The sequence below is a fragment of the Biformimicrobium ophioploci genome (assembly GCF_030270605.1).
GTDB classification, from domain to species: Bacteria; Pseudomonadota; Gammaproteobacteria; order Pseudomonadales; family Cellvibrionaceae; genus Biformimicrobium; species Biformimicrobium ophioploci.
Map to the genome: position 1 here is coordinate 22,960 of NZ_BSYJ01000008.1, position 25,879 is coordinate 48,838.

Annotated in this window: 23 protein-coding genes; 14 read left to right on the plus strand and 9 right to left on the minus strand. The window is 58.7% G+C overall.

Annotated features, from left to right (window positions below):
• The first annotated feature begins 6 nt into the window (after positions 1-6).
• Genes rlmD through dnaQ form a run of 3 tightly spaced genes read left to right on the plus strand, consistent with a single transcriptional unit; the run spans position 7 to position 2,648 of the window.
• Positions 7-1,407 (plus strand): 23S rRNA (uracil(1939)-C(5))-methyltransferase RlmD, encoded by a 1,401-nt coding sequence (gene rlmD, locus QSJ80_RS15070; protein WP_285765298.1) that lies wholly within the window; start codon positions 7-9, stop codon positions 1,405-1,407.
• 33 nt (positions 1,408-1,440) lie between these two features.
• Complete coding sequence (rnhA, locus tag QSJ80_RS15075) at positions 1,441-1,875, plus strand: ribonuclease HI (protein WP_285765299.1); 435 nt, start codon at positions 1,441-1,443, stop codon at positions 1,873-1,875.
• A 50-nt stretch (positions 1,876-1,925) separates the two neighbouring features.
• Positions 1,926-2,648: a DNA polymerase III subunit epsilon gene (gene dnaQ / locus QSJ80_RS15080; protein WP_285765300.1), complete on the plus strand. Its 723-nt coding sequence runs from the start codon at positions 1,926-1,928 to the stop codon at positions 2,646-2,648.
• A 114-nt stretch (positions 2,649-2,762) separates the two neighbouring features.
• Here dnaQ and nhaB read toward each other — a convergent pair whose 3' ends face one another.
• Positions 2,763-4,268 carry a sodium/proton antiporter NhaB gene (gene nhaB, locus QSJ80_RS15085; RefSeq protein ID WP_285765346.1) on the minus strand — a complete coding sequence of 502 codons (1,506 nt, stop codon included), beginning with the start codon at positions 4,266-4,268 and terminating at the stop codon, positions 2,763-2,765.
• 412 nt (positions 4,269-4,680) lie between these two features.
• On the opposite strand from nhaB, the gene QSJ80_RS15090 reads away from it, so the two are divergent.
• From QSJ80_RS15090 to QSJ80_RS15125, 8 genes are all read left to right on the plus strand, one after another.
• A complete protein-coding gene (locus tag QSJ80_RS15090) occupies positions 4,681-6,378 on the plus strand; it encodes a FimL-related protein (protein ID WP_285765301.1) in 1,698 nt (565 codons plus the stop codon).
• On the plus strand, positions 6,365-7,249 hold the full coding sequence (gene nudC, locus QSJ80_RS15095) for an NAD(+) diphosphatase (RefSeq protein ID WP_285765302.1): 885 nt from the start codon (positions 6,365-6,367) through the stop codon (positions 7,247-7,249). The genes QSJ80_RS15090 and nudC overlap by 14 nt, the downstream gene beginning before the upstream one ends.
• A gap of 24 nt (positions 7,250-7,273) precedes the next feature.
• Positions 7,274-7,924 (plus strand): cation/multidrug efflux pump, encoded by a 651-nt coding sequence (locus QSJ80_RS15100; RefSeq protein ID WP_285765303.1) that lies wholly within the window; start codon positions 7,274-7,276, stop codon positions 7,922-7,924.
• Positions 7,925-8,043: 119 nt separating this feature from the next.
• Positions 8,044-9,216: a protease SohB gene (gene sohB / locus QSJ80_RS15105; protein ID WP_285765304.1), complete on the plus strand. Its 1,173-nt coding sequence runs from the start codon at positions 8,044-8,046 to the stop codon at positions 9,214-9,216.
• Positions 9,217-9,258: 42 nt separating this feature from the next.
• On the plus strand, positions 9,259-10,260 hold the full coding sequence (locus QSJ80_RS15110) for a YhdH/YhfP family quinone oxidoreductase (protein ID WP_285765305.1): 1,002 nt from the start codon (positions 9,259-9,261) through the stop codon (positions 10,258-10,260).
• 145 nt (positions 10,261-10,405) lie between these two features.
• Complete coding sequence (locus QSJ80_RS15115) at positions 10,406-10,966, plus strand: YbaY family lipoprotein (RefSeq protein WP_285765306.1); 561 nt, start codon at positions 10,406-10,408, stop codon at positions 10,964-10,966.
• A gap of 118 nt (positions 10,967-11,084) precedes the next feature.
• Positions 11,085-12,365 (plus strand): patatin-like phospholipase family protein, encoded by a 1,281-nt coding sequence (locus tag QSJ80_RS15120; RefSeq protein WP_285765307.1) that lies wholly within the window; start codon positions 11,085-11,087, stop codon positions 12,363-12,365.
• On the plus strand, positions 12,343-13,041 hold the full coding sequence (locus QSJ80_RS15125; protein ID WP_285765308.1) for a hypothetical protein: 699 nt from the start codon (positions 12,343-12,345) through the stop codon (positions 13,039-13,041). The genes QSJ80_RS15120 and QSJ80_RS15125 overlap by 23 nt, the downstream gene beginning before the upstream one ends.
• A gap of 44 nt (positions 13,042-13,085) precedes the next feature.
• On the opposite strand, the gene QSJ80_RS15130 is transcribed toward QSJ80_RS15125, so the two are convergent.
• The 3 genes from QSJ80_RS15130 to acnB form a co-directional block, all read right to left on the minus strand.
• Positions 13,086-14,588: a phospholipase D-like domain-containing protein gene (locus QSJ80_RS15130; protein ID WP_285765309.1), complete on the minus strand. Its 1,503-nt coding sequence runs from the start codon at positions 14,586-14,588 to the stop codon at positions 13,086-13,088.
• A gap of 93 nt (positions 14,589-14,681) precedes the next feature.
• Positions 14,682-16,901: an ATP-dependent helicase gene (locus QSJ80_RS15135; RefSeq protein WP_285765310.1), complete on the minus strand. Its 2,220-nt coding sequence runs from the start codon at positions 16,899-16,901 to the stop codon at positions 14,682-14,684.
• 234 nt (positions 16,902-17,135) lie between these two features.
• Positions 17,136-19,760, minus strand: coding sequence for a bifunctional aconitate hydratase 2/2-methylisocitrate dehydratase (gene acnB / locus QSJ80_RS15140; protein ID WP_285765311.1), 2,625 nt, complete (start codon positions 19,758-19,760; stop codon positions 17,136-17,138).
• Positions 19,761-20,009: 249 nt separating this feature from the next.
• Between acnB and QSJ80_RS15145 the strand changes: the two genes are divergently transcribed.
• Complete coding sequence (locus QSJ80_RS15145) at positions 20,010-20,465, plus strand: DUF1289 domain-containing protein (protein WP_285765312.1); 456 nt, start codon at positions 20,010-20,012, stop codon at positions 20,463-20,465.
• A 28-nt stretch (positions 20,466-20,493) separates the two neighbouring features.
• Here QSJ80_RS15145 and QSJ80_RS15150 read toward each other — a convergent pair whose 3' ends face one another.
• Positions 20,494-21,396 (minus strand): hypothetical protein, encoded by a 903-nt coding sequence (locus QSJ80_RS15150; protein WP_285765313.1) that lies wholly within the window; start codon positions 21,394-21,396, stop codon positions 20,494-20,496.
• A 93-nt stretch (positions 21,397-21,489) separates the two neighbouring features.
• Positions 21,490-21,750 (minus strand): DUF3081 family protein, encoded by a 261-nt coding sequence (locus QSJ80_RS15155; protein WP_285765314.1) that lies wholly within the window; start codon positions 21,748-21,750, stop codon positions 21,490-21,492.
• Between the two features lie 59 nt (positions 21,751-21,809).
• On the opposite strand from QSJ80_RS15155, the gene QSJ80_RS15160 reads away from it, so the two are divergent.
• Together QSJ80_RS15160 and QSJ80_RS15165 are read left to right on the plus strand one after the other, a co-directional pair.
• Positions 21,810-22,277 carry a DUF3429 domain-containing protein gene (locus QSJ80_RS15160; protein ID WP_285765315.1) on the plus strand — a complete coding sequence of 156 codons (468 nt, stop codon included), beginning with the start codon at positions 21,810-21,812 and terminating at the stop codon, positions 22,275-22,277.
• Positions 22,278-22,573: 296 nt separating this feature from the next.
• Positions 22,574-23,182: a MiaE family protein gene (locus QSJ80_RS15165; RefSeq protein ID WP_285765316.1), complete on the plus strand. Its 609-nt coding sequence runs from the start codon at positions 22,574-22,576 to the stop codon at positions 23,180-23,182.
• 1 nt (position 23,183) lies between these two features.
• On the opposite strand, the gene QSJ80_RS15170 is transcribed toward QSJ80_RS15165, so the two are convergent.
• The 3 genes from QSJ80_RS15170 to QSJ80_RS15180 all read right to left on the minus strand — a co-directional run bounded on the left by QSJ80_RS15170 (position 23,184) and on the right by QSJ80_RS15180 (position 25,741).
• Entirely contained in the window at positions 23,184-24,341 is a 1,158-nt protein-coding gene (locus QSJ80_RS15170) for a saccharopine dehydrogenase family protein (RefSeq protein WP_285765317.1), read from the minus strand.
• Positions 24,342-24,388: 47 nt separating this feature from the next.
• The gene (locus tag QSJ80_RS15175; RefSeq protein WP_285765318.1) at positions 24,389-25,117 is read right to left on the minus strand and encodes a UDP-2,3-diacylglucosamine diphosphatase; all 729 of its coding nucleotides are present in this window, start codon (positions 25,115-25,117) and stop codon (positions 24,389-24,391) included.
• Positions 25,118-25,231: 114 nt separating this feature from the next.
• Positions 25,232-25,741, minus strand: coding sequence for a peptidylprolyl isomerase (locus QSJ80_RS15180; protein WP_285765319.1), 510 nt, complete (start codon positions 25,739-25,741; stop codon positions 25,232-25,234).
• Between the last annotated feature and the right edge of the window lie 138 nt (positions 25,742-25,879).

Genomic DNA, 25,879 nt, shown 5'->3' on the forward strand with positions numbered 1-25,879 from the left:
ATCAGCATGCGCCGCCCCAGGCCAATACCCCAAAAACCGAAGGCCCGCCAGTCGGGCAGGGCAGGCAGCGGTCCCAGGCTCCCGTCCGCCCCCGTCGAAGTACCCATAGAGCGTCTGGCCCACGATGGCCGCGGTATTGGCTACTGGGACGGCAAGGTGACTTTTGTGGAGCAGGCGCTTCCCGGTGAAACCCACCTGGTTCGCCTGGTGGAGGTCAGGAGCCGCTTTCAGGAGGGCATCAGCGAGGCGTGTGTCTCGGATCCGGCGCCAGAGCGGGTCAATCCACCCTGTCCCCATTACCAGACTTGTGGCGGCTGCCAGCTTCAGCACCTGAACCTGGATCAGCAGAGGGCGCACAAGGCCCAGTTGCTGCGCGATCACCTGCAGCGCGCGGGGGCAGGCGTTGCCACCGGCGCCTGGGAGCCAATGTTGACCGGGAGCGAATGGGGTTACCGGAGTCGCGCCCGCCTTTCGATAAGGCACAAGGGCAAACCCTTTGCCGGCTTCAGGCAGAAATCGAGCCGGGAGCTGGTGAAAGTCAGCGAATGCCCGATCCTGCACCCGGAACTGAATCGGAGCCTGTCCGCGATACAGCAGGTGCTGGCGGGGATTGAGCCCCGGGCGCTGGGCCACGCTGAACTGCTGCGGGATGACTCCGCCAGCTTCTGCCTGTTGCGCCAGTTAAAGCCCCTGCGTCCTCGTGATCGCGCACAGCTGGCGGAACTGGGCCGCACCAGCGGGCTGCAGGTGTTGCTGCAGCCCGGTAAGGAGGGGGAAGCCGGCACCACGGTAACGGACCCGGATGGCAACGCGGTGGCGCCCTTGCTGGGTTACCGCCTGGCGGGGCTCGATGCTCCGGTGAGCTTCCAGTTCCAGGATTTCACCCAGATCAACCCCGAAATCAACCGACTGATGGTCGCGCAGGCGCTCGCATGGGCCAGTCCTGCCGCATCGGAAACCTGGCTCGACCTGTTCTGCGGTATTGGCAATTTTACCCTGCCGATTGCAAGTCTGGGCTGCCGTGTGATCGGGGTGGAGTTGCTGCCCTATATGGTGGAGCGGGCACGCCAGAATGCCATCGCGCAGGGGCTGGATAACTGTGAATTTGTCGCAGCTGACCTGACGTCCGCGACAGCACTCAAGCGCCTGCCGGCGGAGATCGACGGTGTGCTGCTGGACCCGCCACGGGCCGGGGCGAGGGAAGTGGTGGAAAACCTGCTCAAACTGCGACCAAAAAAACTGCTGTATGTGTCCTGTGACCCGGCAACCTTCGCCCGCGATGCGAAGATCCTGTTGGGCGGGGGCTACGAGCTGATAAGATTGTCCACTCTGGATATGTTTCCACAGACCATGCATGTCGAAAGCATGGGCTATTTCGAATATTCCGGGCTGGGCAAGCCGCGCTAGCGCCAGCCTTTTACAAGAAAGCGAACCGACCATTTGAAGACTGTAACAATCTATACCGACGGTGCCTGCCGGGGTAACCCCGGTCCCGGAGGCTGGGGGGCATGGCTCACGTTTGGCGAGCACCAGCTGGAACTGTGCGGTGGTGAGCAAAATACCACCAATAACCGGATGGAATTACTGGCGGCGATCCGTGGTCTTGAGGCCCTGAAAGAGACCTGCCAGGTGGAGCTGCATACTGACTCGCAGTATCTGCGCCAGGGGATCACAAGCTGGATTCACGGCTGGAAGAAAAACGGCTGGAAGACTTCCGCTCGCAAACCGGTCAAGAACGAGGACCTGTGGCGTGCGCTGGATACCGAGGTGGCTAGGCACAAGATCAACTGGCACTGGGTGAAAGGCCACTCCGGTGACCCGGGTAATGAGCGCGCAGATGCTCTGGCCAATCGCGGCATCGACGAGCTTGCTTGAAATTGATTGACGGCCGCTCTTTTTGCGCGGCCTGAGTTTTTGGGGAAACCATGCGACAGATTGTTCTGGATACGGAAACCACCGGTATCGACCCGAAGCAGGGACACCGGATTATTGAAATTGGTTGTGTGGAAGTGGTGGGGCGCAAGCTGACCGGCCGGCACTTCCATAAATACATCAATCCGGAGCGCGAGGTCGAGCAGGAAGCGATCAACGTTCACGGCATCACCAATGAATTCCTGGCGGACAAGCCGGTCTTTGCACAGGTTGCAGAAGAGTTCATGGCGTTCATCGAGGGCGCGCAGCTTGTGATTCATAACGCGGCGTTCGACGTCGGGCATATCGATAACGAGCTCGGCAAGTGGGGCAATCCGCGCTGGAAGAATACCGCCGCACATTGCTCAGTGCTGGACACCCTGCAGATGGCAAGGGAAAAGCACCCGGGCCAGAAAAATAACCTCGACGCCCTGTGCAAGCGCTATCACGTGGACAACTCCGCGCGCGACCTGCACGGCGCATTGCTGGATGCGGAAATCCTGGCCGACGTCTACCTGTTGATGACCGGTGGCCAGACTGATCTGGCGCTCGGGCAGGACGGGCAGAACAGTAACAAGGGCTCCGATAGCGGATTGACCACCGGGATCCGTCGGATCGCGTCGGGGCGTCAGCCGGGCCGTATTATCGTCGCCAGCGAAGCCGAAGTTGCCGGGCACAATGCACTGATGGAGTCAGTGGAAAAAGCGGCAGGACACAGTCTCTGGCCCAAAGGTTAAGCAGATATGCTCAGGTATTAGTGCCTGAAAAAACTCAGAAATCGCTGCAATAAAAAAGGCCTCATGTGAGGCCTTTTTCAGTTTGAGAGCGCGACTTGCGCCGCTGCTTCACACTCAGATCATGGTGCTGATAAAGACAATGCCCACAATGGACAGAACCACGGTGTAGGGCAGGGCCATGTACACCATGCGACCGTAGGACAGGCGGATCAGCGGCGCCAGGGCGGAGGTCAGCAGGAACAGGAACGCAGCCTGACCGTTGGGGGTGGCAACACTTGGCAGGTTGGTGCCCGTGTTGATGGCCACCGCCAGCTTGTCGAAGTGATCGCGGGTGATGTCGCCAGCCGTCAGGGCGTCCAGCACCTCATTGATGTACACAGTCGCTACGAATACGTTGTCGCTGATCATTGACAGGAAGCCATTCGCCGCGAACAGCATGCCCGGCTGCTGGCTGTGCTCCTGGCTGAGTACAAATGCGGTCACCGGCGCGAACAGGTGTTGCTCATTGATTACGGCTACCACAGCAAAGAACACGACCAGCAGTGCGGTGAAGGGCAGGGCCTCTTCAAACGCGTGGCCAATCTGGTGTTCCTCAATGACGCCGTTAAATGCCGTCAACAGTACGATAATCATCAGGCCGATCAGGCCGACTTCCGCCAGGTGGAAGGCCAGGCAGATGACCAGTACCACAACGCCCAGGCCCTGGATCCACAGCTTGGCAATATCGCGGGTTGTGCGCTTTTTCGACTCTTCCTTGTCGAAAGCAATCATGACATCGCGCACCGCTTCCGGCAGCTGGGTGCCGTAACCAAACACCTTGAAGTGCTCAAGCAGCAGTGTGGTGGTGAGACCGGCGATAAAGGTGGGGATGGTGACCGGCGCCATGCGTTGGGCAAATTCCAGGAAGTCCCAGCCGGCCTTTTCTGCAATCAGCAGGTTCTGGGGCTCGCCCACCAGCGTACAGACACCGCCCAGCGCGGTACCAACGGCGCCGTGCATGATCAGGCTGCGCAGGAATGCGCGGAACTTGTCCAGATCTTCACGATGGTATTCCACCACTTCTTCGTCCGAGCCATGATTGTGCTCGGTATGGAAATGCTTGCCTGAGGCCACCTTGTGGTAAACCGTGTAGAAGCCAACACCCACGGTAATCAGTACTGCGGTGACGGTCAGTGCATCGAGGAATGCAGACAGGACAGCGGCAGTGAAGGCAAACAGGAAAGAAAGGAGTTTCTTGGAGCGGATGCCAAGCAGGATCTTGGTGAAGATAAACAGCAGCAGGTCCTTCATAAAGAAGATACCGGCAACCATGAACATCAGCAGCAGGATCACCTCGAAGTTGTCCACTACCTCGTGAAAAACGTGGTCTGGCGAGGTCATGCCCAATAGTACGGCTTCAATCGCCAGCAGGCCGCCAGGCTGCAGCGGGTAGCACTTGAGTGCCATGGCCAGGGTAAAGATGAACTGGCCAACCAGGATCCAGCCCGTGGTAAACGGGCCCAGTACCATCAGGAGTACAGGGTTCGCGACCAGAAAGGCCAGAATTGTATATTTGTACCAGTTTGGCGCGCTTCCTAGGAAGTTTTGACCAAAAGCGCTGAACAGTGCATTACCGTTCATGCTCAGGGTGTTGGAAGAAGACATCGTCATTCCCGAGAGTGCTCTGTTATTGCTGTTATCCATTGAATTGCTTCCTTGGATGTTTTTTGTGCGTTTTGGCGCACCTTGTTATCGCGTCTTGCGAACGCTACTCAGTTCCCACAAAAATTCAAGTAATTATTGTTAGTAACCGGGTTACGCCTGCTTTATCGGGATACCCATCAGTCTTGTTGTTTTTTGAATTTGGTCGCTAAAAATCGAGGCCCAACAATGGTATAACCGGTCTTTCAGATAATTCATCTGGTGGTCAAATAGTGTTCAGGCATTGGGGTTCAGGAATTGGTGTTCAGTTATTCCTGCCTGACCGACCTTCAGAGTGAGAATTACGGTGACGCCAGATACCCAGGTGTACCGGAAGTATTGGGAAATTGCCGTGTCCGACTTGCACAAAGTAAACCTGACCTCTGTCAGCCTCGTTAAAGATGAGCTGGAGGCAACCATTGATCGCGCAGCGGGTCTGCTGGATCAGTATGCTGCAGATTTGAACGACAGCGAGTCGCTGTCGGATCTCGCGGGCAACCTGCGTCAGGTGCACGGTGTCTTTCAGGTAATCCAGTTGCGCGGTGGCGAATTGCTGGCCGTGGAGATGATGGCCCTGCTCGAGAGCCTTGGCGGTATGGCCCAGGCGCGCAAGCTGGAAGCGCTGGGTGCACTGGGTACTGCGGCATTTGTCCTTTCCCGTTACCTCGACTTCGTACTGGCCAATGGTGTCGCACGGCCGGAGCTGCTGATTCCCTATGTAAACCTGTTGCGCAGCCAGCGTTCCCAGGCCCCGGTACCGGAAGCGCATTTTTTCAGTTGCCGCCTCAATGCCGTTTTGCCCGGGACGAAGCCAGCCGGCTTCGCCCAGGATTTGGGTGCACTGGTAAAGCGCTACCGGCACATGTATCAGGTTGGCCTGCTTGCACTGATGAAGAACAAACCGGTTCTGCCGGCGCTGGGTATGATGGCGCGCGCACTGCAAAGGGTGGCGAGTCTTGCCACCGGGCGCCAGAGCGCGAGCTTCTGGACGGTTGCCGGTGTGGCCCTGCAGGCACTCTCTGTCCACAGCGCCCAGCTGGGCAAATCCCGTTTGCTGGTCTTCGGCATGATCGACCGTCAACTGAAGATCGTGCAGAAAGAGGGCTATACCGCCCTGGAATCCGAGCCGCCCAAGGTCCTGCTGCGTGAATGCCTTTACTGGCTGGCACTGGTGGAGCCAATGGGGCAGGCCGGGCGCATACTGCAGGCATTTGATGTCGAGCCGCTGCCTTACTCTGAAAAAGATCTGGAGACCGAGCGTACCAGCCTTGGTGGCCCCGGGGCCACGGCGATTGCCGCCGTTGCAGAAGGGCTGATGGAAGAGGTTACCGTGGTGCGGCGCATGCTCGACGATGCCGATGACAGTGAGGCCGGATACTTTGGCAGCGATGATGGCCTCGCGAGTGCATTGATGCGGATTGCCAATACCCTTGTGCTGCTGAATTTCACCAAGGCCGGTGAGGGCCTGAAGGACGCGGTGGGCCTGTACCAGCATGCGCCCTCCGATGACGAGGATGCGTTGCGGGATGTGCTGCATAAAGTCGCGAATCAGGTGCTGGTTGCGGAGAGTGCGATCAAGGCGATGCGCCGCGGCAACGTGGTTGCCAACGATGATAACGGTGTGTGCGTCGACGAGCTGGTTGCCAATAGCCAGCTGGCAGAAGCCGAGGCCGCTGTATTCTCCGAGGCAGAGGCCGGCCTTTCCCTGATCAAGCGGGCCCTGGCATCCTATGCCGAGTCCGATTACGACCACGGCCATATCCGTAATGTCTCCAAAACGCTGACCGCCCTGCGCGGTGGCCTGCAGGTATTGAACCTGCAGCGGGCCGCTGTGGTGGTTGACGGGCTGAAGGCGTTTGTCGATCGCATTTCCGACCAGAAAGAGCGCCCGGTGGCTATCGAGCATTCGCTCGATATTTTTGCGGATGCAATCATCAGCCTCGAATACTATCTCGGCGAGGCCAAACATCATCGCGCCGCGGATCTCGATTCCCTGAGCCTGGCGGTCGAGAGCCTGGAAGCCCTGGGTTATCCCGTTGCCACAGTCTGAGAAGAACAGCCTTGCGGGATTCGAGCCGCTGGTCGCCGGCACGGCGGAAGTGGTCGTCGAGTACCATATTTACCTGTTTGAAAAGCGTGTGCTCGCCATGGGGCAAGAACGGAAGCTCCTGCTTGAGCGCGCGCTTGGCGATGAATGGCAGGGACAGGATCGGGAGAGCAGCCCGGCGAGCGCCCGCCTGGAGCAGAGCCAGATGCTCGGCTACCTCGACGGCAAGGCGGTTTGTGTACACGTTCTGGCGACCGATCTGTTGCCAGAAGGCGGGGAGTGGGTTGGCCTGCGCGAAGCCTTATCGATAGCCGACGAGTTGCTTTTTACCCTGTTAAGTCGCGCCGCACAGGTGGTGGAGTGGCAACGCAATCACCAGTTCTGCGGGCGCTGTGGCGGCCAGACTTCCGATCATGGCGGTGAGCTCGCCACAATTTGCCGCGCTTGCGGTCTTAGCTTTTATCCCAGGATTTCGCCCTGCGTCATCGCCATCATCACTGATGGGGACCACCTGCTGCTTGCCCGCAACAGTAACTTTCGCGGTGCCTACTACAGCGCTCTGGCGGGCTTTATCGAGGCCGGGGAGAGCGCAGAGCAGGCACTGGTACGCGAGGTGCGCGAGGAAGTTGGGGTCGAAGTTGGCAACATTAGCTATTTCGGCAGCCAGCCCTGGCCGTTTCCCGGCCAGTTGATGCTTGGTTACTTTGCCGAGTATGCCGGTGGTGACCTGCGCCCCGATGGAACGGAAATCATAGACGCACAGTGGTACCACTATGAGCAATTGCCGCAGATACCGCCGCCGTTTACGATATCCGGGCAGCTGATCCGGCACTTTGTGGAAAGCCGGCGCCGCGCTGCCGCTGAGCAAAAATAATTCGATAGTAAAGGCAACCAATAAATGTATACCGCCATCACCTTTATTTTCGCAATTCTGGCGCTGCTGTTTATCGTCTGGGGAGCCCGGGTACTCCTCAGGGGCAGCTGGGTGCTGGGTTTCCTGCGGGGCGCGACCGGGCTCTCCCTGATCGCAGGGGCCCTGTTTATCCTTACCGTAGCGGCCGATATTTACAGCTACAAACACCTGCTCACAGAGAAAAGTATCGCCACCGTTTCTTTCGTAAAGACTGGTGAGCAGGAATATCTGGCGAAGTTTGCCGACGAGGACGGGCTTTCCCAGTCGTTTACCGTGCTGGGGGATCAGTGGCAGATTGATGCGCGCATGCTCAAGTGGAAAGGCCCGGTAGCCGGCTTTGGTGTGGAGCCAGCCTACCGGCTCGACCGCCTGAGTGGGCGATACCTGACGCTGCAGGACGAGCGCGAGAAGGCGGAATCAGTGCATACCCTGGTTGAGAGCGATTTTGGTGTCGACGTGTGGTTCTGGGTCAAGTCGAGTGGGCGCCTGGGAGCCTTCGCCGATGCAGAGTACGGCAGCGCGACCTTCCTGCCGATGGAAGATGGTGCCGTGTACGATGTGCGCATGAACCAGGAGGGTTTGGCAGCCCGGCCACTGAACAACCAGGCCAAACGCGCGCTGGGTGAGTGGGATTGAAGCACAATGCCCAGCAATTATTACCGATCAAAAACTGCTCCATCTGGAGCAGTTTTTGTATATGCCCGCCATCAAAGCGATAATCGGGCCAGAACAAGATTGAATCCCGTGGAGGCACAGTGGAATTTTTGACCGAATATGGACTGTTTCTGGCCAAGGCCATCACGATAGTGATCGCCATTGTGGCGATCATGTCTGTGGTAGTGGCGAATCGCGAGCACATGAAGGACCGGGGCCAGGGCAAGATCAAGGTCACCAACCTGAATGACCGCTATGACGCGATGCGGGACAGTCTGCTGGCCGCAGTGCTGGACCCGGCTGAACTGAAGTGGCAGCACAAGCAAAAACAGAAAGAAGAAAAGCACGCCGCGAAGGAAAAGCACAAAGCGCTCAAGGCTGCTCACAAAGCTGAGAAAAAATCAGGCAAAGACAAGCCTGTTGTCGATGCAGGTGCAGATCACCAGCCGCAGCTGCAGGCGGAAGCCGACGCAGAGGCCGGTGACAGTACAGAGGTTGCCGGCGGGAAAGAGGGCCGGCGTGTGTTTGTCGTCAAGTTTAATGGCGACATCAAGGCGAGTGCGCTGGCCAATTTGCGCGAGGAAATCACGACCATCCTCAAGGTGGCAGACAAGGACGACGAGGTTGTCGTTTGCCTGGAAAGTCCCGGCGGTATGGTGGCGAATTACGGCCTCGCGGCGAGCCAGTTGACCCGGGTGCACAAAGCCGGTATTCCGCTCACGATCGCCGTCGACAAGGTTGCCGCCAGCGGTGGTTATATGATGGCGTGCGTCGGCGACAAGGTACTGGCAGCCCCGTTTGCCATGCTTGGCTCCATCGGCGTGGTTGCCCAGATACCGAACTTCAACCGCCTGCTGAAGCGCAACGACATTGATATCGAATTGATGACTGCGGGCGAGTACAAGCGCACTCTGACCATGTTTGGCGAAAACACTTCCGAAGGGCGCCAGAAATTCCAGGAAGATATCGATGATATTCATCGCCTGTTCCAGCACTTCATTAGTGAGTATCGTCCTTCTCTGGACGTGAATCGCGTAGCCACCGGTGAAGTCTGGTTTGGCAAGGAAGCGCAGGACCTCGGCCTGATTGACGGTATCCAGACTTCTGACGAGTACCTCACCAACTGCGCGGAGAACCACGACCTGTACCTGGTTGAGTACAAGCACCGTCACCTGCTGCCGCAAAAGCTGGCCGCGGCAACGCAGAATATTGTCGAAGGCGCTTTGTCGCGGGTTTTGACGCGCCTCGAGGCGCTGCGTCACCACGCACAGTAAATGTTTTTTGCATAAACGCTGCATTATACGGGGGAGTTGGCCATGGAAGGTACATTCAGGGCGCTGCGGGTTGAGGAAGTGGCACCGGGCAAGTTCGACCAGCGCATTGAGTCGCAGGAGATAGATGCACTGCCCGCGCATGAATTATTGATTGAGGTCGAGTACTCGTCACTGAACTACAAGGATGCGCTTTCCGCATTCGGGCAGCCCGGTGTTACCAGGGAGTATCCGCACACGCCGGGTATCGATGCCGCAGGCAGGGTGCTTGAGGATGCCAGTGGCACCTTCCAGCCGGGCCAGCAGGTACTGGTGACCGGTTACGATCTCGGTATGAATACCGCCGGCGGCCTTGCCGAGCGTATCCGTGTACCCGCGTCCTGGGCGGTTGCCTGCCCCGAATCGCTGGGGGCGCGCGATGCCATGGCGCTCGGGACTGCAGGCCTGACCGCCGGCCTGTGTGTACAGAAATTGCTGGCCGCGGGCGCGACCCCGGAGGGTGGAACCGCGGTGGTTACCGGGGCGACCGGGGGCGTCGGTTCAATAGCGGTCGCGTTGCTGGCGAAGCTCGGTTTCCGGGTGGCTGCGGTGACCGGCAAGCTGGAGTCCGCGGAATTCCTCACGGCGCTGGGGGCAGAAAAGATCATCGACCGCGACATGCTCGCGGAGTATTCGCCCAGGGCACTGGTCAAACCGCAGTGGCAGTGGGGCGTCGATTCAGTTGGTGGGGAAACCCTGTTTAACCTGATCAAGGCGACCGGTTACGGTGGCGCGGTCGCGGCCTGCGGTCTCGCAGGCGGTGCCCAGTTCAATGCCAGTGTGTACCCGTTCATCCTGCGGGGTGTCAGCCTGCTGGGCATTGACAGTGTGGAGCAGCCGTTGTCGGCCAAGGCCGCTGTGTGGGAAAAACTCGCGGGCGAGTGGAATATCGGGGAAAAGCTTGCTCGAATCACGGAGGAGCTTAGCCTGGCACAGGCGCCGGAATTCCTCGCCCGTTTGCACCGGGGCCACGGTATCGGTCGCTACATCGTCAATCTCAACAAATAGGTACTCACCGGTCCTGCGGGGCTGTCTCTTTTTTCGACTATGCTGGGATTAAGGCGCCGATTTCGTTGCGCCGTTTTCTTATATCCCGGCGCGCGAGCCTTGCCTGCCCGCGATTCCGGGGGACCGGACATCAGAGGTGTAGGCGATGGCCCAATCTGCGCGCAATGAGCTTTCAACCACAGTCGGAACTTCTGTTAGTGGGCTGGTGCGACCGCTGTTGAGGTGGATGGGCGCGCTTGTTGTCGGCGCATTGCTATCCGGCGCCTTTGTTGCGAACGCGGCGCCCGCGGGTGGCAAGGTGACTGGCACCGCCGCCTGCAAGGATCGCGTGGCAAAACTGCCGGAGGGCGCACGCTTTCACGTTCAGCTGCTGGACGTATCCCAGGGGATGATTCCCGCGCGCGAAATCGCCTCCCATGAGCTGGTCAACGTCAAGAAGACACCGATCCAGTTCACGATGATGTTCGACCCCCGCCTGATTCAGGAAAACCATTCCTACGCCGTGGTGGCTTCCATCTATAAGGGGGACACGCTGCTTTACCGGACCGTTGAGGAGTACCGCGTACTGACCAAAGGTGCCGGCAATGAGGTGGATGTCATGCTCAGCATGACCCGTGAACCCGGCGCAGTGCCCAAGCCGCGGCTGCGCCCGCGCAAGCGAGAGAAAGTCGCCATGCTGCTGGACGACGTTTTCTGGAAGAGTTGATTCCGGAACAGCTGACCGAGATCAGGAATTCGTGTCGCGCTGAACTACCTTAACCCGACGGGACGACTTAAACTGGAGTCGGATAACAAGGATAGTATGAAGGGGTTGGGCGACGTCTGTGGCAAAACAGAAAGCAGAAAAGGCCGGTGCGGATGAAAATCAGGACGTATCTGCAACCACCAATAGCGCTCTGATCCTTTCCGGTGGTGGTGCCCGCGCCGCTTACCAGGTTGGTGTGCTCAAGGCCCTGGCGGAGCTGACTCCGCCCGACAGGCCCAATCCGTTCAATATCATCTGCGGCACCTCTGCCGGTGCCGTCAACGCCATGTTCCTGGCGGGTTACGACGGCGACTTCAAGGCATCGGTCGATCACCTCTGCTCGCTCTGGCTGAATATCACTGCCGACCAGATCTATCGCACCGAGTGGTACAACGTGGTCGGGAACCTGCTTTCCTTCAGTGGCTCGCTGTTGCACCGTGGTATCGGCCGTGGGCGGCCGCTGGCGATGCTCAATAACTCACCGTTTCGTGAATTTATCTTCGAAAAACTCGATTTTGGAGTTATCCAGCGCAAGATCGATAGCGGCATCTTGCGGGCACTCTGCGTCAATGCCATGTCCTACAGCGAAGGTGAATCCGTGAGTTTCTTCCAGGGTGGGCCTGAGCTGAAAGAGTGGCGCCGCTTCCGCCGCTACGGTGTACGCGCCCGGCTCAATATCGACCACCTGATGGCATCACTGGCAATTCCGACGGTTTTTCCTACGGTTAAGATAGGCAGTGAGTATTTTGGCGACGGCGCAGTACGACAACTGGCGCCCATCAGCCCGGCGCTCCATCTGGGCGCTGACCGAATATTTGTTGTCGGTGTATCCGATAATCGCAGCCCGGTCCATTGGGGAAAGCAGAGATTGCGGCCAAAGCATTCTCCCAGCATTGCCCAGATCGGGGGGCATTTATTCAATGCAGCCTTTATCGACAGCCTTGAAGGCGACCTGGAACACCTGGAGAGGGTGAACCACCTGCTGGAAGCGGCTGAAGAGAAAGGTGGCAACCTGGATACGCCACTGCGCCCCGTGGAAACGGCAGTGATTGAACCGTCACAGAGCCTTGAGGATATCGCGGCGCGCAAAGTGCAGCATCTTGCTGGAATCCTGCGCTTTATCTTTCGGGCGACTGGAGGGACCAATACAGGTGGCGGCGCCTCACCGGCGAGTTACCTGTTGTTTGAACGTCCGTTTACCAGCGAGTTAATAGACCTGGGGTACCAGGACGCGATGTGGGCACAGGACAGCCTGCGCCACTTCCTGCGACCCCCTGAGCAGAAAGAGGAACCTCGCAAGACGTTCTTTGGCCTGCGAAGGAAAACGGTGACGGAAGATGCTGACGAAAATCCAACCTAGGCGTATTGCTGCGCTGCTCGCTTCCATGGCCATGGCAGCCACCTGCTCGGCAGGCAGTGCGGCTCCGCAGTCCGGTGGAAACTTCCAGAAGAACCAGGTGCCCCTCGCGGGTGCCGCACAGAAGTACGAAAAGCTGGTGGTGCAGGCTCGCAAGATGTCCTTCACGCTCGACTTCGGCAAACTGCGTGATGCCTACCGTCAATCCGGCCAGTTCAAGCGTGCTGCTGAAACCGCCGCGATTCAACTGCCGCTGATCTATGAGGCAATCAGTGAGGACGACTACAAACGCTGTCTGGAGGTGGTGGACAGCTACCTGCGTGCGGACTTCATGAGCATGGAGGCGCACATTGCCGGCATTCGTTGCAGTAGCCAGTACCAGGCGCTGGAGCGGGAGGACTTTCACCTGTATATGGTCGGCGGCCTGATCGACTCCATCGAGCGTAGTGGCGACGGCCAGACCGTGGAAACGGCTTACAAGACCCTGAACTTCGCCGAGTCCAAGGGCTTTCTGCTGTTAAAGGGCTATGAAATCACCGGGCGCTGGGTGGAGCAGCATGGCACTGCATTCGTCGATCGCATGGAAGTACGCGAACCCGGTACCGGGCGCCGCCATTCCCTGTATTTCGATATCAGCGGGCAGTCGCTGGTCAAAAGCCCGGCGCAAAGCGCACGCTAGTTGATGATCGGCAGTCGCTGCCAGTTGTGCGGTCTGCTCTACGTTTAGAGCAGACCCTCGATTGGCAGCAGTCCTGTCACGGTCGCGCCAAGGCGCCTCCAGAAACCCGCATCGGGCTCTGACTTGTACACGGACCCGTCCGGTGCATGCCAGACAATCTCGCCACCCTGCAACCGCAGGATAAAGGTTTTCTTGCGGACATCGTCGAGGAAAGCCCTGGATAGCTCCTGCGATAATCTCTCTGACTCAATAAATATTCCCACCTCCGTATTCAGGAATACGGACCTTGGGTCCATATTGAACGACCCGGCAAACGTCGATTTTTCGTCGATGCTGATCACCTTGGCATGGAGGCTGCTGCGCTGCGGTACCACGGTGTCCGAGTTTTCTGACTCTACCGGCACCATCAGCGTTTCATAAAGATGCACACCGGCTTCCAGTAATTGCTTGCGGTACTTGCGGTAGTGGCCGTGGACGGGGAAGGCATCGGTGGAAGCGAGGGAGTTGGTCAGGATGTGTATGTCCATGCCGCGCCTGGCGGCGCTGGCCAGCGCCTCTGCGCCATTCTCTCCGGGTACGAAATAGGGCGATACCAGGATCAGCAGCTCGGACGATTTATTCAGCTCATCGACAATATCGCCCAGCATGAATTTCCGGTAGTGCTCCTTGTCCAGCAGGATCTTGTCCGGTGGATCGTGCAGTAGTGACGCATCCCCCCAGTACCAGAAGTGGTAGTCCTGTGTCAGCGCGCGAGCCAGGCGAGATTGCCCAACGTGCCTCAGGTGGGCCTGCTTTGTAACGCCACTTTCCTCGCTGCGTTCCTGTATTTTCCGCTCGGGCACCACTGTAATGTTCCGAAGTGGGAAGGCCAGTTGGTGGTTCCAGTACAGGTCGAACTGACCCGAGACTTCACTGACAACAGGGCCGATGGTAATGAAGTCGAAGTCACCAAAAGCAATGGTGGTATTGAGGCCGAAGTATTCATCGCCGATGTTGCGCCCGCCAACAAAGGTCACGATGTTGTCGATCGTAAGCGTTTTGTTGTGCATGCGGCGATTAAGCCGGTCGAAATCTCCCAGAAGCTGCAACAGCCTGCGTTTGCGTTTGGCAAAGGGATTGAAGAGGCGAACCTCGATATTGGGTTCCTTGTCGAGCAGCGCGAGTAAAGGGTCCACCCCCGCGTTGTTCATGTCGTCAATCAGCAGGCGCACCCTGACGCCACGCTGTGCCGCACGCAGCAGTGCTTCGCTGATTACCTGGCCGGTATCGTCATTGCGAAAGATGTATACCTGGAGGTCTACGCTTTTGCTGGCGGCGCGAATGGCTGCGATCCTGGTGTGGATTGCATCCCCCGGGTGAGTGAGCGGAAAAACACCGGTCTTGTCCGGGCGAGATGCGCGTAAGTTGGCAATATTGCCTGCCAGGCGGGAATTGTCCGGTGCGGAAAGGTATTGACTGGGAAATACGGGATTCGCAGGCAACTGCGCGGCGCAGCCCGTAACGAGAATACTCAGCGCAATGAAAAAGGCTCTGGCTTGGGCGCGCATTACTTCCGTTTGATCGACAACCCTTGTCCAGATCTTAGACCATAAGACCAAATGGCTTCAGCAGAGGGTTGTGCCGCGGACCGGGCCCAAAAATCAGACCAAAAATTCCTGCGCCTTCGGCCAGGCCAGTGTGCGGGCGGAGCGGTCGGAAAAAATCACCTCGATGAAATTAGGGGCGGCACGGATAACGCGGCCATGGCCGAAATTCCGGTGTTGGATCGCATCGCCGAGGCCCGGCTGCGCATTGACGGGCTCTGGTGCATTGATGGTGGGGTTGCAGTCGAACTCGGCAAGGTAGGTCAGGGCCTGGCGGGAGATGGGGAATTTCAGGTCGAGTTTTTCCGCGCGGTTGTAGACCGCGTCCGCAATAGCGTTGGCGAGCAGAAGCTGCGCCTCGGCGATAAACGGCGACTGGTGCACACTGCTCTCGGCACTGATTTCCCGGGTGGTCTGGTCTTTGCCGGCCGCGAGGGGGGCAAGCAGGTGCAGGCGCTCCCGCGCACGGGTCATGGCGACATAAAACAGGCGCCGCTCGCTTTCCACGGAGGCCGGTGTTGCCAGTGCCTGGCTGGGGCTATAAGGCAGGGTCTGGTGATTGAGTGACGGGATAATTACCGTATCCCATTCGAGCCCCTTGGACTGGTGCATGGTGGTGATACGTACACCGCCTGCGCCCATTTCCTGGTGGCTGCTCTGCAGGGACTGCAGGTGCGACAGGGCCTCGTCCGGTGGCAGTTTGAGCTTGTCCACGTAGCGACAGAAGGCAGATACCACCTGTTTCTTTTCATCGGTCTGCTGTGCATTGAACCCGTCATCCGCCAGGCCGTCGAGGTAGTCCAGCTGCTTCAGGGCATGGCGGAGCAGGGCGCCTGCGGACTTCTTCCACATTTCCAGGCTGTGGAGCAGGCGGCCGCGCTTCACCAGCCGTTCCAGCTGATATCTGGAAAGCCCGTCGAGGTCGGCTTTTTGCAGCTGCTTGCCCCAGTTGCCTTCAAAATCGGCGACTGCGGTACAGATGCGTTCGAGTCGCGCCTTCTGCACCTTGACATGCGGTGTGGACATCAGCTCCAGCAACGCCCTGCCGCGTTGCGCCGGTGACAGGTTCGTAAATCCGCCGGCGGCCAGCTTCAGCATCCAGAACAGGGGCCGTAGCTCGCGCCGCGCCAGCACGGTTTTCTTGCCGTTGCTGCGAAACGGGATGCCCGCTGCCATCAGGGCCAGCTCCAGTGGCGCTGCACAGGACCAGAGTCGCACCAGAATGGCGATGTTCTCCTGGTTGTCCCGGTTCTTGGGCTTCTTCAGGTATTTCACCAGCCAGTCGGCTTCCGCCTCGCTTTCCACCAGCTCAATCTCAGTCTGCGGGTTGGATGGGGTCGCGATGCAGTGGATATCCGCGCGGGCGCTGTTATTGGCAATAAAGTGGTTGGCCGCCAGCGCCAGTGCATGGCCATAGCGGAAGGTCACGCTCAGCTTGTAGGTGGTGGCCTCATCAAAGTGCTGGTCGAAACCCTGCAGCAGGAAGGCCGGGTCAGATCCGCGCCACTCGTAGATGGTCTGGTCCGGGTCGCCAATACCGATGACGTTGCCATGACCGCCGTAAATGGTAGTCAGCAGGAAGTGCTGGCTGGCATTGATGTCCTGATATTCATCGACCAGGATCTCCTCGTAATGGCCGCCAAATTCCCGCGCGATATCACTGCGCAGGCTGAACAGCATGGCGGGATCGAAAACCAGGTCCGAGAACGTGATAGCGCTTTCGGCGTGGCGCCAGTCCTCGAACGCCTTGTAGACGTCCAGGAAAAAGCGGTACTCCGGCGGGTAACCCAGTTTCTCGAATGCCGCCGCCGGGCCCGCAAGATCGGATTTGGTGTACTCCAGGAAAAATTCCGCCCCTTCCACCAGGGACTGCTTTCTGCCGTGTAGTTCACCCTGCATGCTGTCAGGTGCCAGTTCCTGGATCAGCTCCCAGAGTTTCAGCTGTACGCGTGCCTCTGGCAGTGGATCCAGGTTCTTCTGGGCCAGCAGGCCGCGCTTCATCATGGCCCTGTACAGGCGGTATCCCAGGCTGTGGAAGGTAAAAACCTTTGGTGGGTGGCAGGGCAGCTCCATGCGCGCGAGGCGCTTCTCGAAGTCCTCCCGGGCACTGCGGTTGTACATCAGCACGAGGATGCGCTCGGGGGGAATACCAGCTTCCAGCCGGTTGCGCACATAGTGCAGCAGCGCCGTGGTCTTGCCGGAGCCGGCAACAGCAATGATCTTGGCATGGCCACCGCTGTGGTCGGCGATGGCTTGTTGTTCGGCGGTCAGCTGCATAACGGGTTAACTACACAAGGGCTGTATATTTAACCAGTTTGGGCGTGAGAGGGAAAGTCTTGGGATGCAAAAAGCCCCGCACGGGGCGGGGCTCTTATTGTCGCTGCGTCAATCAGCGTTAGGGGTGCTGATAGACACTTTCAAAACTGCCTTACCGGCTGCATTTACCTCGAATATGCTGCCTCACGGCAAATGTTTTGAAAGTGTTATGCAGCACCCTCACATCCAGAGTGTTTATACAGCAACGTCCTGGATTTCCACCGCGGCAATCTTCTTGCCTTCTTCTGCAGCTGCCTGGAACTCGGCAATCTGGTCGAAGTTCATGTAACGGTAGATATCGTCCGCCATGGCGTCGATGTTCTTCGCAAACTCCTGGTACTCCGCCGGCGTCGGCAGCTTGCCGAGGATGGCGCCCACAGATGCCAGTTCCGCAGAGGTCAGGTACACGTTGGCACCGTCGCCGAGGCGGTTCGGGAAGTTACGGGTAGAAGTAGACAGTACGGTGCTGTTAGGAGCAACGCGTGCCTGGTTACCCATACACAGTGAGCAGCCCGGCATCTCGGTGCGCGCACCGGCGCGGCCGTAGATGTTGTAGTAGCCTTCTTCCATCAGCTGGTGCTCGTCCATCTTGGTCGGCGGTGCGATCCACATGCGGGTGGAGATGCCACCTTTATGCTGATCGAGCAGCTTGCCGGCCGCACGGAAGTGACCAATGTTGGTCATGCACGAGCCGAGGAATACTTCGTCGACCTTGTCGCCGGCCACGGTGGACAGCAGACGCGCATCGTCCGGGTCGTTCGGGGCACAGACGATCGGCTCTTTGACTTCAGCCAGGTCGATTTCGATTACTGCAGCGTATTCGGCATCGGCATCCGCTTCCATCAGTTTCGGGTCAGCCAGCCAGGCTTCCATGTTGCGCGCGCGGCGCTCCAGGGTGCGCTTGTCGCCGTAGCCCTCTGCAATCATCCAGCGCAGCAGGGTGATGTTGGAGCGCAGGTATTCGGCAACGGAGTCTTCCGGCATCTTGATGGTACAGCCGGCAGCGGAGCGCTCGGCGGACGCGTCAGACAGCTCGAACGCCTGCTCAACGGTCAGGCCTTCCAGGCCTTCGATCTCGAGGATGCGGCCAGAGAAGATGTTCTTCTTGCCTTTCTTCTCTACGGTCAGCAGGCCTTCCTGGATCGCGTAGTAAGGAATGGCGTGTACCAGGTCACGCAGGGTGATGCCCGGCTGCATTTCGCCTTTGAAGCGTACCAGCACGGATTCCGGCATATCCAGCGGCATAACGCCGGTGGCTGCGGCGAACGCAACCAGGCCGGAACCCGCCGGGAAGGAGATGCCCATCGGGAAACGGGTGTGGGAGTCACCACCGGTGCCCACGGTGTCCGGCAGCAGCATACGGTTCAGCCAGGAGTGGATGATGCCGTCGCCTGCGCGCAGGGATACACCGCCGCGGGTCATGATGAAGTCCGGCAGGGTGTGCTGGGTGTCGATGTCCACCGGCTTCGGGTAAGCCGCGGTGTGACAGAAAGACTGCATGGTGAGGTCGGCGGAGAAGCCGAGGCAGGCCAGGTCTTTCAGTTCGTCACGGGTCATCGGACCAGTGGTGTCCTGGGAACCAACGGTAGTCATCTTCGGCTCACAGTAGGTGCCCGGGCGGATGCCCTTGCCGTCTTCCAGGCCACAGGCCTTGCCGACCATCTTCTGTGCCAGGGTGAAGCCCTTGCCGGTGTCTTTCGGTGCTACCGGCTTGCGGAACAGATCGGACGCCGGCAGGCCCAGGGATTCACGTGCCTTGGTGGTGAGGCCACGGCCGATGATCAGGTTGATACGGCCACCTGCCTGCACTTCGTCCAGCAGTACTTCGGACTTGAGGGTGAACTCGGACAGTACCTTGCCGTCCTCGGACAGGATCTTGCCGTCGTACGGACGGATCTCGATGATGTCGCCCATGCCCAGCTCGTCAACCGGTGCTTCAAATACCAGTGCGCCGGCGTCTTCCATGGTGTTGTAGAAGATCGGCGCAACCTTACCACCGATACAGATGCCGCCACCGCGCTTGTTCGGCACACCCGGCAGGTCGTCACCGAAGAACCACAGTACGGAGTTGGTGGCAGACTTACGCGAGGAGCCGGTACCAACCACGTCACCCACGAAGGCAACCTGGATACCTTTGGCCTTGATCTCTTCGATCTGCGCCATCGGGCCGGTTACGCCGTGCTCTTCTGGCGTCAGGCCATCGCGGGTCATTTTGTACATGGCGCGTGCGTGCAGCGGGATGTCCGGGCGGGACCAGGCGTCCGGGGCCGGGGACAGGTCGTCGGTGTTGGTTTCGCCAGTTACCTTGAAGACCGCTACCTTGATGCTCTCGGCAACCTTGTCGCGCTTGGTGAACCACTCGGCGTCGGCCCAGGATTGCATTACAGCCTGCGCATTGGCGTTACCGCCCTTGGCCTTTTCTTCCACGTCATGGAAGGCATCGAACATCAGCAGGGTGCCTTTCAGCTGTTCTGCGGCGAGTTCGCCCAGAGCGCTGTCGTCCAGCATCTCAACCAGGGTCGCGATGTTGTAGCCGCCGAGCATCTGGCCCAGCAGTTTAACGGCGTGTTCCTTGTCGATCAGCGGGGAAGTGGCTTCGCCCTTGACCAGTGCGGTGAGGAAGCCGGCTTTTACGTAGGCAGCTTCGTCCACACCCGGCGGTACGCGATTGGTGATCAGGTCAACCAGAGTTTCTTCTTCGCCAGCCGGCGGGTTTTTCAGGAGTTCCACCAGGCCAGCTACCTGTTCAGCGCTGAGCGGCTTGGGTGGAATGTTCTGTGCAGCGCGTTCTTCAACGTGGGCGCGATAGGCTTCAAGCACGAGTCAATCCCTCTTATTTAATCGGCTAACCGTGGATAGGTTAGTCTGGTTGCCTTCTTCGGACGAAGGGGCGGTGTATTTCGGACGCGCATTCTATACCAAAGCCACAAGATTGTTAAGAAGTCAATAAAATCAATCACTTATGAAAATCACGATCATTCATTCGATGAATAGTGGTCGGCGCGCGCTTGTACCGGTCAGGCTGATTCAATACATTGTTGCGCACTGCAAAACTGAAGCGGAATCAGTATGTTAAATCGCGTATCCACGCCATGTATCGGCGTGTGTTCCACGGGCCTCGGTGATGGTGTGTGTCGCGGCTGCAAGCGCTTCGCCCATGAGGTGATCGACTGGAATGCCTACAGCGAGCAGCAGCGCCGGGTGATCGAGGCGCGTTTGTCCGGTTATCTGCGGGATGCCGCGCGTCAGTTCTTCGTTGTGGCCGACGTCAACCGGCTACGCCAGCAGCTGGAGCACCAGGGAGTACGCTTTAAGCCGCATCAGGACCCGCATTGCTGGGTGTTTGATTTGTTGCGCGCCGGCGCGAATCAGGTTACCGACCTTGACGATTACGGGTTGCAGCTGACCGCCCGGGGGCAGGGAGTCTCACTCGCCGAACTGCGCAAGGAAATTGATGAAGCCTTCTATGCGGTGTCTGCTGCCTATTACCAGCGCTATGTGGCGCCGGGCCTCGAGCCGGTTTAACCAAGGAGCCAGCTAGACGGGGGCAAGGTTAGTCGCCCTGATTCTTGAGCAGGTGCACACGTAGTGCCGCAAGGAACGGCTCGGGTTCGATTGTCCGGTCCTTGCGGACACGCCGAACTGTGGCACTGGGCTCGCCGGCGATACGGGTAAAGTCCGGCAGGGATTTGCCGGGGTCCAGCTGTACCAGCACGGGCATGGACGAATAGCCAATCTGGCGATAGGCATCATTCTCCACAACCGCTACCTGGACCGTAGGACGGCTGCGAACCTGAATCTGGCGCAGGTGGTCTGCCCTTGAAGGATCGAGACCGCCCAGCAACCGGCGCTGGTACTGGATACCCGGGTCCTGCATCTGCGGATCCATCTTCTCCAGCTTCTTTTCGCACCAGTCCACGGATACTTTCCGAATCGATTTGCGCGCCTTGACCCAGCTGAGTGCGATTGCATCCACGCCAGGCGGGCACAGCACGATTTGCCGGTATATCTGGCGCAGGTGTGCCCGTGGAAAGCCGTGCCCGGACAGTTTATCCCGCACCAGGCGGTCCTTTTCGAGTGCCGGCATCTCGGGCAGGGCGGCCTTCCAGTCTTTGATTTCCTGTTCGAAACGGGCCTTCAGCCGGTTTACTTCCGCCGCAATTTCCAGTGTCCACTGGGAGGCGCCCAGCAGGCCGGGAAGCTGCAGGGTTTCCCGGGCGTCAGATCCCCCGCCGGCGGTTGCGTCGAGGTGGTCAGTCTGGCGGTAGAGCGCCGCTGAAAGCTGGAAAGGCTTGCTGCGTTCAGTAGAAAAGGCGGATTCGCAGCGCATGAGTTCCGGGATTTCCACCAAGTATGCACGTTCGCCGGACTCGCGGCTGTCAGCAATAAGATCCTGCTCGAGCCGGTCGAGTTGCCTCTGCAATTCCGTAAGGGTTTCCGCGGGAAAAAAGTCCATTTTATAAGTACGTAACAAGCCGTTAACTTCGGTAGGTTACGCGACTACGCTTTGCATTGCCAGCTAGTGCCAGCTATTGCCAGACGGTGGTATTCAGGATTTATCCAGCCTCTTGAGGAGCTCCACGAACTCTTCCAGCTCGAATGCGGTCTTGTAGTCCACGGTAAATTTGTTGTGGAAGAAAATGCTAAGTTGGACTTTGGGGGTGCTCAGGAACACGGTGTAGCCGTCGAAGTCGGTACTGGCGGTGATGCCATGATAGTGCCAGCCGTCATCGAGTTTCTTGCCTTCCTTGGTGGCGCGGTCAAATACACGCAGGGCCTGTTTGACGTCGATCTTGTGTTCTGTTTCCACGCTCACCACTGCTTGCTTCGTCTAAGCTAATCGATCCCACGCTATTTAGACTAGCGCACATGAAGGAACCTCGCGACACGCCGCCACCTACCGAGCCAACCCCGTTATTCGACAGTCTTGCCTATGCGGGGGTGTTGCCGTTCCTTGTCGGTATCTGGATGCAGTGGACCGGTACCGAGCTGTTTGGGGTAGGGGGGCGTTTCCTGTTTGCAGCCTACAGCGCCTGCATTCTCAGCTTTCTCGTTGGCATATGGTGGGCGGCCGCCCTGAACCGCGCGCAGCATCCGAAGCGGCTTTCCCTTGCACTGCAGAGCAATGCCCTGGCGCTAGTGGCATGGGTTGGGCTGCTTTTCTCTGCACAGAAGTGGGGCATTCTGCTGCTTGCGGCGGGTTTCGCTTATGTCCGCTGGGAAGAGGCGCGTCTCAATCCCAATGCCCGGCGGCTGCGCAATTATTTCCGCACCCGTGCCCTGGTGAGCTATCTCGTGATTGCCTGCCATCTGGTGATGCTCTGGCTGGTTTGGTGACTACTCTGGCTTCTTTGGTGACTGCTCCGGCTTGTTTGGTGGCTGCGCTGGCTTGATGTCAGCTCTTCAGCCGGAAAATCTCTGCGTTATCCGAGGCGAATAAGCGCCCTAACAAAAAATAGGTACGTAAAAAACCGTTATCAAATGTGGGGAGACCAGTTTTTCCGCCAAATTCCATGTATTTACGCCTTCTGCGGGTCAGGTGGTACCAGTGAACATGGTAGGGATAGGCGACTCGTATATAATGCGCGGCCAGAAATTGACCATCCTCCAGCCGTAGGTAGCAGGTACCAGCAGTGACCGATCTTTCCGCAATCCACGCCTTCCTTCTGTGCGAAACACCAGACAGCTGGATTGAGAGTGCGCTTCAGCACCCGGAAATGTTGCTGGTGGATCATGCAAATTGCGAGAAGAAGGCAGCGGGCACCGCGCTGAACCTGATGTTCCGGTATGTTGATAATTTTGAGCTGCTGAACAAGATGTCACGCCTGGCGCGGGAAGAGTTGCGGCATTTCGAGCAGGTCATAGCGATCATGGAAAGGCGCGGTATCAGCTACCCGCACGTTGGTGCCTCCCGTTACGCCGCTGAACTGCGCAAACTGGTGCGCAGCAGTGAACCGGCTCGCCTGGTAGATACGCTGATCTGCGGCGCCATCATCGAGGCGCGTTCCTGTGAGCGTTTCGCCAAGCTTGCGCCGCACCTCGATGAGGAACTGCAGAAGTTTTACAACTCGCTGCTGAAGTCGGAAGCGCGCCACTTTTCTGATTACCTGACTCTCGCTGAAAATGCGGCAGGTACGGATATCCGTGACCGGGTACAGGTGCTGTTGGAGAAGGAGCGCGAACTGGTGCTGAGTGAGGATGCGGAGTTCCGCTTCCACAGCGGGCCGGTCAGTCAGGTCTAATTCAGTCAGGCGTAACGAGCGTACTCGTCACCACCGGCTCGTTGTCCAGGCTGGACAGGATCTCTTCCAGAGAGACGGTGTTCCAGCTGGGGTAGGCGCCGTTTGTTACTGGCTCGCCGCGGATGATTTTCAAGGCCAGCGCCGCCGCAGGTGCTGCAGCAATGTCCGGGCCGGATCCATTCAGGCCCAGTGCTTCCCATTTGAGTGATATACGTCGGCCGTCCTGATTCGTGCCGCGGATGGTTACCGACATACCACCGTGCGGCGAGCCACCCGGCCAGATCTCTGCCAACTTGTGTCCCCATTTCGCGATGTGGGTTTTTCCGAGCTGCCGCATAAAGCGGAACAGGTGTGCCCATGCGTTGAGACCCTTTTGTAACAGGCGCGGTTGCAGGCCGGTCCCGAAAGTCACAGTTCTGATCCCTTGGACCCTCTGTGGCCATAACTCCAGGTCTGGCACATCAAAATCGCAGACTTCGCGCTTGCCGACGGGGTGCCCCAGCTCGCAGAGGCGGTGGTGGTTGCCGCTGAACGTACTGTGCCAACGGCCATCGGCCAGCTGTGGGAAATCTGCCCCCAGTGATTCGAAGCCTGCGCGGACGATTGCAATGCCCCGCTGGATCTGGTGACCGGGGGCAATGCAGATGTGACATTCCTCGATGGTCGCGAAGCCCGGTGCAGTCCGTGCCAGTACTGCCGAGGAGATGGTTGGCAGCGCGCCAGCGCCGGAAACAATCGACACACCTTGCTTTACGGCGGATTCGTTCAGCCTGCTGATGTCGCAGACAAAGCGGCGTGCGTCAGCAATGTCGATGTAGTGGATCTTGTTGGCAAGGCAGGCCTCTGCCACACGGTAATCCTGCCCCTGGAAAGGTCCGGCACAATGTATGACGAGGCGAATATTCAGTGCCTGAAGCAGGGCTGGGAGGTTGATTGCGTTGCGGTTGAGGCGCAGGCCCTCAGCGCTGCAGGGAAGCTGCTCGGCAAGTTTGTCTGCCTTGATTTTGTTTCGACCGGCAATGATCAGGTGAACCGGGTTGTCCGGGTCATGGTGTGACGCCAGTTGTCTGGTGATTCGACTGCCAAAGACCCCGTATCCGCCAAGTACGAGGACTCGATAGTGCGCTTCCGGTAGAGGGTGGGGCAGCCTGTGGGGCAATATGCTGTACTCGCGTCTGGTCGAAAATTAGCCGGTTGATTTGCCGGTCAACCCTTTATCGGCCAGTTTATAAGATCGAGACGGCTGTTGTCTGCGTAAATGCACCAGCCCAGATCATGCCAGTCACCCAGTACGATTCGGCGTGCAGGGGCGTCGCCCAGTGTGAAATCGTGTACGGCCGGGCGGTGGGTGTGGCCGTGGATCAAAGTCTGTACACCATTTTCCAGCATCAGGCGCTCAACTTCTGACTGGGTAACGTCCATGATGTCCTCGGCCTTGAGGCTGTTCATGGATTTGGAGGTAGCGCGTAGCTGCGCCGCGATCGCACGGCGCTCCTCGAGGGGGCGGGACAGCAAGCCCTGTTGCCAGGCCGGGTTTCGGGCCTGTTGCCGAAATGCCATGTATTCCGTATCGCCGGTGCACAGGCTGTCACCGTGCATCAGCAGGACGTTTTCGCCGCCCAGGCTGACCACAGTCGGGTCTTCAAGCAGCGTGGCACCGGTATTGCCCGCGAAGCCGTCTCCCACCAGGAAGTCCCGGTTGCCGTGCATGAAATACAGCTTGTGCCCCGCATCGACGTACTGGCGCAACTTGTCCTGAACCTCCAGAGACAATGGTGCATCGTCATCGTCGCCAACCCAGGCTTCAAAAAAATCCCCGAGGATGTAGAGCGTATCGGCCTCGCGTGCCCGTTCCTGCAGGAATTCGTAGAAGGCTTCTGTTACCGCCGGACGGCTCGGGTCCAGGTGCAGGTCGGAGATGATCAGTTGTGACACGGCTGGCTCCGCTGGCTGAGGGTTTGGGGTTCAGGGTTTGGTGGTTGGTGGTCGGCAGCGACGCAATACCGAAGCCGGTACTACGCCGCTGGGGGGAGGTGCCTGGCGGCAGCCTTATTTGTCGGCGTAGGCGTCAGATACGGTGACGCTCTCGATCACGACGGAGTCTTTTGGCACATCCTGGTGGAAGCCGTGGCTGCCGGTCGGAACTGCCTTGATCTTCTCGACCACGTCCATGCCGGAAGTGACCTTGCCAAACACGCAGTAGCCCCAGCCTTGCGTGTCCTTGGAGCGGTGGTTGAGGAAGTCGTTGTTGTTCACGTTGATGAAAAACTGTGCAGTTGCGGAGTGCGGGTCCTGGGTGCGGGCCATGGCGAGCGTGCCGATGTCGTTCTTGAGGCCGTTGTCCGCTTCGTTCTGGATCGGTGCGCCGGTTTCTTTTTGCTCCATGCTCGGCAGCATGCCGCCACCCTGAATCATAAAGCCGTCGATTACCCGGTGGAAAATAGTGCCTGCATAGAAGCCATCACGGCTGTACTGGAGGAAGTTGGCCGCCGTTTTGGGGGCGTTGTCGAAATCCAGCTCAATGTCGATGTCGCCGTAAGTGGTGTGCAGTGTAATCATATAAAGAGTCCGCTTGGGTTGCTCGGGAGGTGTCGAAAGGCCGGCATGATACCGCCGGCTGGCGCCGATTCAAAGCCTCGTGGGCCTTTTCAGGGGGGTGTTTGGCGCATACAAAAGCGGGTATTGGGGGTATACTCC